Source organism: Variovorax sp. LARHSF232, assembly GCF_052871435.1.
The window spans coordinates 19,221-32,314 of sequence record NZ_JBIXJS010000014.1; the positions used below are offsets into that span (position 1 = coordinate 19,221).

Sequence of the window (13,094 nt, forward strand, 5' to 3'; positions counted from 1 at the left end):
ATCAGAAGCTCTCGTCCACGCCGGTGGTCACCACCAGCGGTTTGACTGCCAGATCGGGCGCTACGTTCATCATGCGCAGGGTCTGCTGCACCACCTCGCTGAACACCGGCGCCGCCACCAGGCCGCCGAAGTACTGGCCGTTGCTCGGCTCGTCGATCATCACCGCGACGATGATCCGCGGCTTGTCGATGGGCGCCATGCCGGTGAACCAGGAGCGGTACTTGTTGTGCGCGTAGCCGCGCCCCACCTGCTTGTGCGCCGTGCCCGACTTGCCGCCCACCGAGTAGCCGATGGTCTGCGCGCGCGTGCCGGTGCCGCCCGGTCCGGCGGCCATCTGCAGCATGGTGCGGATCGAGCGCGCGGTCTGGGGCGAGAACACCTTGACGCCGACCGCTGGTTCGCTGTTCTTGAGGATGGTGGCGGGAATGAGCTGGCCGTCGTGTGCCAGCGCGGTGTAGGAATGCGCCATCTGGAACAGCGAGGCCGACAGGCCGTAGCCGTAGGCCATGGTGGCCTGCTCCACCGGCTTCCAGCTCTTCCAGGGGCGCAAGCGGCCGGTGACGGCGCCGGGGAATTGCACCTGGGGCTTTTGCCCGTAGCCCAGCGCCGTGTAGACGGTCCACATCTCCTGGGGCGTCATGCGCTGCGCGATCTTGAGCGCACCGATGTTGCTGGACTTCTGGATCACGCCCTCCACCGTCAGCGCGCCGTAGTTGTGGGTGTCGCTGATGGTGAAGCCGCCCATGCTCATGCGGCCCGGGCTGGTGTCGATCACCGTCTTGGGCGAGATGCGGCCGGCCTCCAGCGCCATCGCCGCGGTGATGGGCTTCATGGTGGAGCCGGGCTCGAAGGTGTCGGTGAGCGCGCGGTTGCGCAGCTGCTCGCCCGACAGGTTGGTGCGCTTGTCGGGCACGTAGCTCGGGTAGTTGGCCAGCGCCAGGATCTCGCCGGTGACGGCGTCCAGCACCACCACGCTGCCGGCCCTTGCCTTGTGGGCGGTCACGGCGTCGCGCAGCTTCTGGTAGGCGAAGAACTGCACCTTGCTGTCGATCGACAGCTGGATGTCCTTGCCGTCCAGCGGCGGCACCGTCTCGCCCACGCCCTCGACCACACGGCCCAGTCGGTCCTTGATGACGCGGCGCGAGCCGGCCTTGCCGGCCAGCGCCTTGTCGAAGGCCAGCTCGATGCCCTCCTGGCCGTTGTCCTCGACATTGGTGAAGCCCACCACGTGCGCGGCCGATTCGCCTTCGGGGTACTCGCGCTTGTATTCGCGGCGCTGGTAGATGCCCTTGACGTCGAGATCGGCGATCTGCTTGGCGATGGGTTCGTCGACCTGCCGCTTGATCCAGACGAAGGTCTTGTCCTCGTCCTGCAGCTTCTTGTCGAAGTCTTTCTGCGGCATCTCCAGGAGCTTGGCCACCTGCCGGAGCTTGGCGCGCACCTGCGGGTCGTCGCGCTCCACGTCCTCGGGAATGGCCCAGATGCTGGGCGCCACCACACTGGAGGCCAGCAAGAGGCCGTTGCGGTCCAGGATGCGGCCGCGGTTGGCCGGCAGCTCCAGGGTGCGCGCATAGCGCACCTCGCCCTGGCGCTGGAAGAAGGAATTGCCGATCACCTGCACGTAGGCGGCCCGCCCCGCCAGCACGATGAAGCCCAGCGCAATGCCCGCCACGATGAGCTTGCTGCGCCAGACCGGCGTCTTGCTCGCCAGCAGCGGGCTGGTGGTGTAGCGGACGCTGCGCCGGCTCACGGGGCGCTCCTCTTCGACGCGGGCGCGGCGGTGCGTGCGCCCGCTGCGGCAGCCGTGGCGGGCGTCGTCGGTGGCGGCGGCGGCGCCACGGCCGGGATCACGCTGCCGTCGGGCCGCACGTACTGCGTGATGGCCGGCGTGGCGGTGCGCATCTTGAGCTGCTCGCGCGCCAGTTTCTCCACCCGCAAGGGCGTGGCCTGGGCGCGCTTTTCCAGCTGCAGGCGCTCGAAGTCGAGCTCGATGCGGCGCGTCTCCTGCTCGGCGCGGTGCATCTGCGTGTACAGCTGGCGCGCCGTGTATTGCACGTGCACCAGGTACAGCGCGGAGCCGATCACGGCCATCAGCAAGAGCAGGTTGAAGCGGGTGATCATGCAGCCCCCGTGCGCTCGGCCACGCGCAGGATGGCGCTGCGTGCGCGCGGATTGCCCTGCACCTCGGCCTCGGAGGGCTTGATGCGGCCGATGGAGCGCAGCTTCATTTCCCGGGGCTCGGCAAAGGGCGCGCGGCGGTCGAACACCTCGCGCGAATGCTTGGCGATGAACTGCTTGACGATGCGGTCTTCCAGCGAGTGGAAGCTGATCACCGCCAACCGACCCTGGGGCTTGAGCACGGACAGGCTGGCTTCTAGCGCCTGTTGCAGCTCTTCAAGCTCGGCATTGATGAAAATCCGAAGAGCCTGAAATGTGCGCGTTGCAGGGTTCTGGCCCGGCTCGCGGGTTTTGACCGTGCCAGCCACGAGCTCGGCCAGCTCGGCGGTGGTTGAAATTGGGCCCCGTTCCTGTCGGCGAGCTGCAATCGCCTTTGCAATCTGAACAGCAAACCGTTCTTCGCCATAGTCACGGATGACCTCCGCAATTTGTTGGGGTTCGGCCGTTGCCAGCCAATCGGCGACGCTCTCCCCGCGCGTGGTGTCCATGCGCATGTCGAGCGGGCCGTCGAAACGAAAAGAAAAACCCCGTGCGGGGTTGTCGATCTGGGGAGAGCTGATGCCGAGGTCCATCAACAGGCCACCGACACTGGCCGGCGCCAACTCTCCCAGATGCCTGAATCCCTGGTGCCGGATGGAAAAACGCGCATCCTCGATGCGCGCTGCTTCGGCCACCGCTTCCGCATCCTTGTCGTAGGCGATGAGCCGGCCCTCCGGCGCCAGCCGCGAAAGGATGGCCCGGGAATGGCCGCCGCGCCCGAAGGTCGCGTCGACGAAGGTGTCGCGCGAGCCTTCCGCCTGGAGCGCGTCGACCGCTTCTTCCAGGAGCACGGTGGTGTGGGTCCATGGGGTTTCCAACGCCGTCTCTCTCGTGATCAGAAGGCCAGGTCCTGCAAGGCTTCGGACGCCAGGCCGGCCGCAATGGCCTCGGCCTCCTTGGCGTCGTGCGTTGCCTTGTCCCACAACTCGAAGTGGCTGCCCATGCCCAGGAGCAGCGTCTCGCGCGAGATGCTGGTGGCAGCGCGCAACTCGGGCGAGATGAGGATACGACCGGTGGAATCCATTTCGACGTCCATGGCATTGCCCAGAAACAGGCGCTTGAGCCATTGGTCCTTGAGCGGCATGGCGGCGATACGCTCGCGGAACTGCTCCCAGGCGGGACGCGGGAAGATCATCAGGCAGCCGTGCGGGTGGCGCGTCACGGTCAGCGCGCCGGCCGCGGTGGCGACCAGGACGTCACGATGCCGGGTCGGCACCGATAGCCGCCCCTTGGCATCCAGACTCAACGATGACGCGCCTTGAAACACGACTTACGAAACCCTTTTACGGCATCGGTACGCACCCAATAGAGGCATGTACGGACACTTTTTCCCACTTAAATGCACTTTTTTGCACTGTAGCAGGAAACAACTAACGCGCAACGGGTGCGAGCTGTATTTTTTGTAATGGAATCAAGGACTTAGCGGTGTTTTCAAGAAACGAAACGGCCGAAAAAGTCCTTTAGAAGTAAGTACTTAGCAAGGGCACTGAATGTTGTTTGTGAAACATTGCGGCGCTTAACAATGAAGCGGCTTGCGCCGAGAAGGTGAAAAGTACCGCTGCAAAGCGCGCAAAAAGCACGCGGCGCCCGAAGGCGCCGCGCACGAGGTCCAAAGCGCCTGGCGCGCTACAGGATGAAGCGCGACAGGTCCTCGTCGTGGCTCAGCGCCTTGAGCCGTTCGTCCACGTAGGCGGCATCGATGTGGATGGTCTGGCCGGAAAAGCGGGTGGCGTCGAAGCTGGCCTCATCCAGCAGCCGCTCCATCACCGTGGACAAACGGCGCGCGCCGATATTCTCGGTGCGCTCGTTGACCTCGAAGGCGATGCTGGCCAGGCGGGTGATGCCGTCGGGGGTGAACTCGAGGGTGACGCCCTCGGTCGCCAGCAGCGCCTGGTACTGCTTGACCAGCGAGGCGCGGGTCTGGGTCAGGATGCTCTCGAAATCCGCCACCGAGAGCGATTGCAGCTCGACCCGGATCGGAAAGCGCCCCTGCAGCTCGGGAATCAGGTCGCTGGGCTTGCTCAGGTGGAAGGCACCGCTGGCCACGAACAGGATGTGATCGGTGCGCACCATGCCGTACTTGGTGCTGACCGAGGTGCCTTCCACCAGCGGCAGCAGGTCGCGCTGCACGCCCTGGCGCGACACGTCGGCGCCCTGCGCATCGCTGCGCGTGGCGACCTTGTCGATCTCGTCGATGAAGACGATGCCGTTCTGCTCGGCATTGGTGATGGCCTGGGCGCGGATCTCGTCCTCGTTGACCAGCTTGGCGGCCTCCTCGTCGATCAAGAGGCCCATGGCCTCCCCGATCTTGAGCTTGCGCGTCTTGCGCTTGGTCTGGCCGAGCTGACCGAACATGCCGCGCAGCTGCTCGGCCATTTCTTCCATGCCGGCCGGGCCCATGATCTCGAAGGGCGCGCGCGCCTCGGCCAAGTCGATCTCGATCTCCTTGTCGTCCAGCTGCTTCTCGCGCAGCTTCTTGCGAAAGGCCTGGCGCGTGGTGCTGCCGCTGTCGGTGAGCAAGGTGCCGTCGGCGCCGCGCGCGGGCGGCAACAGCACGTCGAGGATGCGCTGCTCGGCGGCGTCCTCGGCGCGCATGCGCACCTTGGCGCTTTCGGCTTCGCGAGTCTGCTTGACAGCCACTTCGGCCAGGTCGCGGATGATGGAATCGACGTCCTTGCCCACATAGCCCACCTCGGTGAACTTGGTGGCTTCGACCTTGATGAAGGGCGCATCCGCCAGCCGCGCCAGGCGGCGCGCGATCTCGGTCTTGCCGACACCCGTGGGACCGATCATGAGGATGTTCTTGGGCGTGATTTCGGCGCGCAGCTTGGCGTCCACCTGCTGGCGGCGCCAGCGGTTGCGCAGGGCAATGGCCACCGCGCGCTTGGCATCGACCTGGCCGACGATGTGGTTGTCGAGTTCGGAGACGATCTCTTGGGGGGTCATCGTCATGTTCAGAGCGTCTCTACCGTGTGGTTCATGTTGGTGTAGATGCAAAGCTCGCCGGCAATCGCCAGCGATTTGCGCACGATCTCTTCGGCGCTGAGCTCAGTGTTCTGCAGGAGCGCGATGGCCGCGGACTGCGCGTAGACGCCGCCGGATCCGATCGCCACGATGCCCTGCTCGGGCTCCAGCACGTCGCCGTTGCCGGTGATGATGAGCGAGGTGCTCGCGTCGGCCACCGCCAGCATGGCCTCCAGGCGGCGCAGCACGCGGTCGGTGCGCCAGTCCTTGGTCAGCTCGATGGCCGCGCGGGCCAGTTGGCCCTGGTGCTTCTCGAGCTTGGCTTCGAAGCGCTCGAACAGCGTGAAGGCATCGGCCGTGGCGCCGGCAAAGCCGGCCAGCACCTTGCCGTTGTAGAGGCGCCGCACCTTGCGAGCCGTGCCCTTGATGACGACGTTGCCCAGGGTGACCTGGCCGTCGCCGCCGATGGCGACCTGGTCACCGGCGGGCGTCTTGCGGCGCACGCTGACGATGGTGGTTCCGTGAAATTGTTCCATCGCAGCAATTTGGGGCCGGCCTTGCGGAAATGCAAGGCTGCTTGCTTGATGAAACTATTTGCTGCGAACGATGACGTTGGCGTGGTCGGTGATGCCCACCACGTGGAAGAAGGTAGCCACCAGGCGGTGCACGTCGACGAATTCGACGCGCAGTCCCCGCTCCTCGTGCGCGGCCACCCAGTCGATCAGCGCGCGCGCCGCTTCCAGGTCGACCCGCAGCAGCGCCGCGCAGGAGACGGCGGGCATCAGTGCCTGCGTCAGTTCGGCATCCAGGCGCTGCAGCAGCGGCCGGCAATCGCCGCTGAGCTGGCCCACCAGCGCCGCGCGGCTCGGTGCCGCCGGCGCAACTTCCGCAGCCGCCGCGACGCCATCGTCCAGTTGGGCGTAGCTGCCGCGCGGATCCACCCAGGGCGGCGGCGACACCTCGTAGGTGATGCAGTAGTTGAGCGCAGCCAGCTCATACATATCGGGCTCGTGCACCGCGCGCAGCACCGCCATGCGCAGCTGCCACCAGGCCACGTCGACGTCGCGGTCGCCGGTGGGCGCGGCCTGGCTCAGCACCGCCAGCAGCTGGTCGGTGCCGCCGAAGCGCAGTTGCACCGGCGAATCGGCCCAGTGATTGAAGAGCGCCCGCAGCGGCGGCGCGGCATCGGGCTCGATGGCCGCCAGCGCGCTCCAGTCCATTTCCCAGACCGGGCCGGCTGCCGCCAGGGCGCGGGTGAGTTCACCCAGGCTGGCACGGCTGAGCACTTCGGGGCAGTGCCAGTCGGCTTGTGGCTGCGGCGGCGCAGACACCTCCGGGGCAGCACTGGCCGGCAAAGCGTCGAAGCCGGCCTGTGCGTCGCGCGCCAGGCTGCGCAGCGACACCCATTCCGGACCCGGCCGCTTGAGCCGCTGCGCATAGCGGGTGCTGGCGGCGCCGAACTTCTCGGCGTCGCCGGTGACGCGGTAGAAGTCGAGCAGTGCGCGCCAGACGTCGTTGTGATCGGCCTGCGGACTGGCCGGCGCCGTCATCTGCAGCAGCAGGCCCTCGGTGGCGGCATCGTCGCCCTGGGCGAAGCGGATGGCGGCATCTTCCAGGCCACTGGGCTCGCGCGCTGTCACGGCGGCCATCGGCACCGCGTCAGAAGCAGGCTGCTGCGCCGGCGGCGCCACGCCGGGCTCGGTATCTGCATAGGCGCGGGCGCGGTGCTCGGCCAATGCTTCATCGCTCGGCGCGCCTTCCTGCCCCGGCGCGGCGGTAGGCGCCTCGCCGTTCGGGCCGCGCCCCTTCCACCATTGCTGCGACATCTGCTCTTCGATCTCGTCGATCTTCTTGAGCGTGAGCGCGCGCCCTTCGGACTTGCCCGAAGTGCTCATGTTGAAAGAGGAAATGGCAGCCGCGCCTTCGGGCGCGCCGCCAGCGGCCTCGCGCTGGCGCAGCTTGCGCAGCATGTCGAACTCGCGCCGGCGCACGAAGTCGTTGCGCTGGCGCCGCTCGATCATCTCCTTGAGCATTTCGCGGCTGTAGCCGTTGTCCGACGACACCGACTCCTGCGCGTCCAGCTCGGACCAGTCTTTCAGCGGATTGCGGACGAACTTCGCCACCTTGGACAGGAGGCGGCCCGTATCTTCCTTGCCCATGGAGTGGTGGACCTAGCGCTGCGGAGAACCGGAGCCGGTTCTAGTCGCCGAACATCTTCTGCTTGAGCTCGCGGCGCTGCTGCGCCTCGAGCGAGAGGGTGGCCGTGGGACGGGCCAGCAGGCGGCCGACGCCGATCGGCTCGCCGGTCTCGTCGCAGTAGCCATAGTCGCCGGCATCGATGCGCTGGATCGACTGCTCGATCTTCTTGAGCAGCTTGCGCTCGCGGTCGCGCGTGCGCAGCTCCAGGGCGTGCTCTTCCTCGATGGTGGCGCGGTCGGCCGGGTCGGGCACGACCACGGTGTCTTCGCGCAGGTGCTCGGTGGTCTCGCCGGCGTTCTCCAGGATGCCCTTCTTGAGCTGAACGAGCTTATGGCGGAAGAACGCCATCTGCTTGTCGTTCATGTATTCCGAGTCGGGCATGGCGATGACTTCGTCATCGGAAAGCTCCTCGGCCGACTTGGTCTTCCAGTTGTTGGCGAGCTTCGGATCCTTCTTGATCGCGAGCGGCGGAGGGGGAACGAGGACTGTGGACATGGTCTGCGTAAAACTGGACTTGGCGGCCGTGGAGGCCACCGTGGGGGGCATGGATGGAACCGTCAGCGAGGACAGTCGCGCCGAGACGCGGCCGCTGCGCACCGGCATGCCGGGATCGACAGCCGCGGCGGGCACGGGAACCTCTTTCTTGGCGGCCACCGGCTCGGGGGCCTTGGCGGGGCTCTTGGCTGCCGTCGCCTTCTTCGCGGCCGGCGCAGCCTGCTTCGCTACCGGGGTCTTCTTGACGTCCGGCTTGACAGCAGGCTTGGCCTTAGCGACAGCTTTATTCACGGTGACGGGCTCCTTCATTGAACTCAAGACGCGCTCTCCAGGGGTGACACCACCCGTGGGTTCCGCAACGCTTTTGGTGGCAGGGCGGACCCCACGTTTATAGGGTGCTCGCCGGTGGCAATCCGTGGGGTTATACCCCCGAATGCGGGCCGCAAACGCGCCTTCGTGTGTGCCGAAAGTCACACCCAGCCTCGGCAGAGACAGGGTTCGGCCCCCGAACAGGGGCGCGATTGTATAGAGAACTGAGCCGCCCGGGCGGCAACTTCAGCGCAGGTTTACACCAAGCACTGATCCAGTCCCTGTTCCAGGATGTCACGCGGCAGGTCGATGCCGATGAAGACCATGCGGCTCAGGCGCTCTTCGCCCTCGGCCCAGGCCGGGCCCAGGTCGCTTCCCATCAGCTGGTGCACGCCCTGGAAGATCACCTTGCGCTCGGTGCCCTGCATGTTCAGCACGCCCTTGTAGCGCAGCATGCGCGGGCCATAGATATTGACGATGGCGCCCAGGAAGTCTTCCAGCCGGGCCGGGTCGAACGGCCGCTCGGCCCTGTAGACGAAGCTCTTGACGTCGTCGTCATGGTGGTGATGGTGGCCATGCCCTTCGTGCGCATGCGAGGGGTGGTCGCAGTGCTCGCCATGTTCGTGGTCATGGTCATGTGCGTCTTCCTCTTTCAGGAAGTCCGGGTCGATGTCCAGCTTGGCGTTGAGGTTGAAGCCGCGCAGGTCGAACACCTGGGTGAGCGGCACCTCGCCGAAGTGCACCTTCTGCTGGGGCGCGCGCGGGTTCATGTGCTTCAGGCGATGCATCAGCGCCTCGGTCTCCTCGGCCGCCACCAGGTCGCTCTTGCTGATGAAGATCTGGTCGGCAAAGCCCACCTGGCGGCGCGCTTCCTGGCGATCGTTGAGCTGCTGCGGCGCATGCTTGGCATCGACCAGCGTCAGGATCGAGTCGAGCAGGTAGCTCTCGGCAATCTCGTCGTCCATGAAGAAGGTCTGGGCCACCGGGCCGGGGTCGGCCAGGCCGGTGGTCTCGATCACCACGCGGTCGAAGTCCAACAGGCCCTTGCGCTTCTTGGCGGCCAGCAGCTGCAAGGTCTCGCGCAGGTCTTCGCGGATGGTGCAGCAGATGCAGCCGTTGCTCATCTGCACGATCTGCTCCTTGGATTCGGTCACCAGGATGTCGCTGTCGATGTTCTCCTCGCCGAACTCGTTCTCGATGACGGCGATCTTCTGGCCGTGCGCCTCGGTCAGCACCCGCTTCAGGAGCGTCGTCTTGCCCGAGCCGAGGAAGCCGGTGAGGATGGTGGCGGGGATAAGGGCCATGGAGTGCTCCGGGTGTGTCCGATTTGAAGAAGGGAGAAATCGGGAAAACCCGAAAGTTTAGCCAGCGGGCCATTCACCCGCTGGCGCAGGGAATCAGGGGCTTCAGGACGGCTTGCGCACCACCACCAGCCCCTTGAGGTATTCGCCCTCGGGAAACTCGATGGTCATCGGATGGTCCGGCGCCGCACCCAGGCGCTCGCTGATGTAGCCGTCCACCCCGGCGTCGATGCCGGCCGAGGCCACGATCTTGTGGAACAGCTCGGCGCCGATGCCGCCCGAGCACGAGAAGGTCAGCAGCACCCCGCCCGGCGCCAGCAGCTTGAAGGCAAGCCGGTTGATGTCCTTGTAGGCGCGCGCGGCGCGCTCGGCGTGGGCGATGGTGGGCGCAAACTTCGGCGGGTCGAGCACGATGGCGTCAAAGCTCTGGCCTTCCTCGATGAAGCGGCGCAAGGTGGCGTTGACGTCGGCGTCCAGGTACTGGCACTTGGCGTCGTCGAAGCCGTTGAGTGCCACGTGGGCGCGGGCGCGCTGCAGCGCCGGCAGCGAGGAATCGACCGACACCAGCTCGGCCCCGTCCACCGCGCCGGCCGCGCGCAAGCCCCACAGCGCCGCCACCGTGAAGCCGCCGGTGTAGCAGTAGCAATTGAGCACGCGCCGAAAGCGCCGCTGCTGCGCCAACTCGGCAAAGCGGCGCCGGCTGTCGCGCTGGTCCAGGTAGAAGCCGGTCTTGTGGCCGGTGGCCACGTCCAGGGTCAGGCGCCAGCCGTGCTCCTGGATGCTGAGCTCGGTGCTCCGACCCTCGCCGCCGGCCAGCCAGCCGGTGACGGGCGGCAGGCCTTCGCGCTCGCGCCCGCTGGCGTCGGAGCGCTCGTAGAAATGGACGAGCCCGGTTTCGGCCAGCAGGGCGTCGACCAGCGCCGCCTTCCAGCGCTCCACGCCGGCCGACAGGAACTGCGCCACCAGCACGTCGCCATAGCGGTCGACGATCAGACCTGGCAGGCCGTCGGCTTCGCCGTGCACCAGCCGCACGCCCTCGCTCGGCAGGGCAAAGAGCTGGCGCGCCTGCAGGGCCGTGGCCACGCGCCGGCGAAAGAAGGCGGCGTCGATGCGCTCGTCCTCGCGAAAGCTCCAGGCGCGCGCCCGGATCTTGGAAACCGGGCTGAAGGCAGCCCAGGCCAGAAAGCGGCCGTCGTCGGCCTCGACACGCACCGTCTCGCCGGCATCGCCGCCGCCCTTGGCAATGGCCGAATCGAATATCCAGGGGTGGCGGCGCAGCAGGGAGCGCTCCTTGCCGGCGCGCAGGCGTAAGGTCTTCATTCCTTGATTTTCGCCGCGGGCGCCGCTGATTCCCGGACGCCCGGCTCGGACTTGAGCTTGGCGCGCGGATGGGCCGCGTCGTAGGCGCGGGCCAGGTGCTGGAAATCGAGGCGGGTATAGACCTGGGTGGTGGCGATGCTGGCGTGCCCCAGCAGTTCCTGCACCGCGCGCAGGTCGCTGCTGGACTGCAGCAGGTGGCTGGCAAAGGAATGGCGCAGCATGTGCGGATGCACCGGCGCCACCAGGCCGGCCTTGATCCCGCGCTGGCGCAGCTGCTTCCACACGGCCTGGGCCGTCATGCGCTTGCCGGTGTGGCCGATGAAGAGGGCCGCGGCCGAAGCCGGATCGTTCACGCGCGCCGAGGCCAGCGCAGCGCACTCGTCGCGCAGCGCCAGCCAGGTGCGCAGCGCCTCCATCGCCTTGCTGCCCACCGGCACGCTGCGCCGCTTGCCACCCTTGCCCAGCACATGGGCTTCGGCGCCGTCCAGGTCGACCCAGCCGCGCGATTCCTTGCCGGCGTGTACATCCAGCCCGATCAGCTCGCTCACGCGCAGGCCGCAGCCGTAGAGCAGCTCGACCACGGCGCGGTCGCGCGCCTCGGTCCAGGGGTCGGCCTCGCCGTCATGCCACTCGGCCAGGCGCACCGCGTCGTCTACCGCCAGCGCCTTGGGCAGGGGGCGGCCGGCTTTCGGCGCGTGCACGTCCTGCACCGGGTTGGCGACGATCTGCCCCTGCTGCCCGAGCCAGCGGTAGAAACTGCGCCAGCAGGACAGCACCAGCGCGATGCCGCGCGGCTCGCGGCCGGCGCCATGCAGCTGCGCCATCCAGCGGCGGATATGGGCGCTCTGCACCCGCTCCAGCGCCAGCCCGGCGGCGGCGGCGTTGTCGGCCAGGCTGGCCAGGTGGGTGGCGTACAGCTCGACCGTGCGTGCTGCCAGGCGGCGCTCGACGCGCACATGCTCCAGATACTTGTCGATCCAGGGCGAGGTGGCCGGGCTAGAGGAATCCATTCAACGCATTGTTCACGATGGCCAGAGGCTCGCGCAATGCACTGCGCACGGTCTGCCAGGCGGGGCGGCCGCAGTCGGGCGCGGCGGCAGCGTACTGCACGTCGAAGGCGCCGTCGAAGCCGCTGGCCTTGGCCAGGCGCTCGACCCGCCACAGGTGATAGGCATCCGACACCACGATCACCCGCCGCACGCCGGCGGCTTGCAGCACCGGCCAGGCCATGGCCAGGTTCTCGCGGGTCGTGGAAGACAGGGCCTCCTTCAGCAGCACGCCCTGGTAGCCGATCTGGCGTGCATGGCCGGCCATCACCTCGGCCTCGATGCGCCCATCCTCGCGGTCGACGCCGCCGGAGAGAGCCAGCAGCCGGACCTGGCCGGCGCGCCACAGGTCGACGCCACGGTCGACGCGATGCGTCAGGCAGGGATTGGGACGGCCATCGAGGTAGGCGCGATTGCCCAGCACCAGCGCGGCATCGGCGACCAGCGCGGGCGGGTGGGCGATGCGTTCGAGCGCATGGCGCCAGACCCAGAGCGCCAACACCGCGACCAGGGCCACAAGCGCCAGAAGCGCGAGCGGAAGGCCGCGCGCAAGCAGGTGCTGTTTCAAGGACGCAGGCGCGAGAGAGCCGCGGAGGCCAGGTCGGCGATGCGTTCCAGAAAGTCGGTGCCCATGTCGGCATGGAAGCGCTGGGCGTCCGGCGAGGCCAGGATCAGGAGGCCGAAAGCCGGCTCTTCCGGATCGTTGCGCAAGGGGATCATGGCAACCGACACCGCGGCGCGCGCGTCGCTCAGCCAGTTGACCGAATCGAAGCCCGCGTTCAGGCCGCAATAAGGCGTGGTGAGCGAAGTGGCCAGCGCCCGGACGTCGTCGGCCACGCCCTGCGCATAGCCCTCGTTCGCGTATTCCAGGCTCACGCCCCAGACCTTGATGGCAACCTGCGGCACCAGGAACAGGGTCTGCAGGTCGGCCGCGATCTGCCAGGGCAGGCCGCGCGGCTCGCGCGTGGTCAAGAGGCCGCGCGTCCACCGTTGCAGGCGGTCGGCCGTGATCACGTTCTCGGTGCCGTGGCGCACCATGTCCATCAACCGGTGCTCCAGCGCCTTGATCTTCTCGCGCAGCATCTCGGCCTGGCGCTCCTGCAGGCTGACGGCGCGGTTGCCGTGCGGGCTGGTGAGCTGCACCTGCGCCAGCAGCTGGGCATGGCGCTCGAAGAAGTCCGGCGTGTTCGCCAGGTAGTTGGCGATGTCGTCTTCGGTGATGGGGTTCATGGCGTGTTGTTTT

The 13,094-nt window shown here is 67.4% G+C and carries 13 protein-coding genes; all 13 read right to left on the bottom strand.

Going from position 1 to position 13,094, the window contains the following annotated elements:
- Position 1: 1 nt before the first annotated feature.
- A complete protein-coding gene (locus tag ACIPRI_RS24635) occupies positions 2 to 1,750 on the bottom strand; it encodes a peptidoglycan D,D-transpeptidase FtsI family protein (protein WP_446624140.1) in 1,749 nt (582 codons plus the stop codon).
- Entirely contained in the window at positions 1,747 to 2,118 is a 372-nt protein-coding gene (ftsL, locus tag ACIPRI_RS24640) for a cell division protein FtsL (protein ID WP_446624240.1), read from the bottom strand. Before ftsL ends, ACIPRI_RS24635 begins: the two co-directional genes overlap by 4 nt.
- Positions 2,118 to 3,035 (bottom strand): 16S rRNA (cytosine(1402)-N(4))-methyltransferase RsmH, encoded by a 918-nt coding sequence (gene rsmH / locus ACIPRI_RS24645; protein WP_446624141.1) that lies wholly within the window; start codon positions 3,033 to 3,035, stop codon positions 2,118 to 2,120. Before rsmH ends, ftsL begins: the two co-directional genes overlap by 1 nt.
- A 17-nt stretch (positions 3,036 to 3,052) precedes the next feature.
- Positions 3,053 to 3,484, bottom strand: a complete 432-nt coding sequence (mraZ, locus tag ACIPRI_RS24650) for a division/cell wall cluster transcriptional repressor MraZ (protein ID WP_446624142.1) — start codon at positions 3,482 to 3,484, stop codon at positions 3,053 to 3,055.
- 359 nt (positions 3,485 to 3,843) lie between these two features.
- Positions 3,844 to 5,169, bottom strand: a complete 1,326-nt coding sequence (hslU, locus tag ACIPRI_RS24655; protein WP_446624143.1) for an ATP-dependent protease ATPase subunit HslU — start codon at positions 5,167 to 5,169, stop codon at positions 3,844 to 3,846.
- Positions 5,170 to 5,171: 2 nt separating this feature from the next.
- Positions 5,172 to 5,717, bottom strand: a complete 546-nt coding sequence (hslV, locus tag ACIPRI_RS24660; protein WP_446624144.1) for an ATP-dependent protease subunit HslV — start codon at positions 5,715 to 5,717, stop codon at positions 5,172 to 5,174.
- 54 nt (positions 5,718 to 5,771) lie between these two features.
- Complete coding sequence (locus ACIPRI_RS24665) at positions 5,772 to 7,340, bottom strand: STAS domain-containing protein (RefSeq protein WP_446624145.1); 1,569 nt, start codon at positions 7,338 to 7,340, stop codon at positions 5,772 to 5,774.
- Positions 7,341 to 7,380: 40 nt separating this feature from the next.
- Entirely contained in the window at positions 7,381 to 8,184 is an 804-nt protein-coding gene (gene dksA / locus ACIPRI_RS24670; RefSeq protein WP_446624241.1) for an RNA polymerase-binding protein DksA, read from the bottom strand.
- Between the two features lie 257 nt (positions 8,185 to 8,441).
- A complete protein-coding gene (locus ACIPRI_RS24675) occupies positions 8,442 to 9,488 on the bottom strand; it encodes a CobW family GTP-binding protein (RefSeq protein ID WP_446624146.1) in 1,047 nt (348 codons plus the stop codon).
- A 102-nt stretch (positions 9,489 to 9,590) separates the two neighbouring features.
- Entirely contained in the window at positions 9,591 to 10,805 is a 1,215-nt protein-coding gene (locus ACIPRI_RS24680) for a class I SAM-dependent rRNA methyltransferase (RefSeq protein WP_446624147.1), read from the bottom strand.
- Entirely contained in the window at positions 10,802 to 11,815 is a 1,014-nt protein-coding gene (locus tag ACIPRI_RS24685) for a tyrosine recombinase XerC (RefSeq protein ID WP_446624148.1), read from the bottom strand. Before ACIPRI_RS24685 ends, ACIPRI_RS24680 begins: the two co-directional genes overlap by 4 nt.
- Positions 11,802 to 12,419 carry a YdcF family protein gene (locus tag ACIPRI_RS24690; RefSeq protein WP_446624149.1) on the bottom strand — a complete coding sequence of 206 codons (618 nt, stop codon included), beginning with the start codon at positions 12,417 to 12,419 and terminating at the stop codon, positions 11,802 to 11,804. Before ACIPRI_RS24690 ends, ACIPRI_RS24685 begins: the two co-directional genes overlap by 14 nt.
- Complete coding sequence (locus ACIPRI_RS24695) at positions 12,416 to 13,081, bottom strand: DUF484 family protein (RefSeq protein WP_446624150.1); 666 nt, start codon at positions 13,079 to 13,081, stop codon at positions 12,416 to 12,418. Before ACIPRI_RS24695 ends, ACIPRI_RS24690 begins: the two co-directional genes overlap by 4 nt.
- Positions 13,082 to 13,094 lie beyond the last annotated feature (13 nt).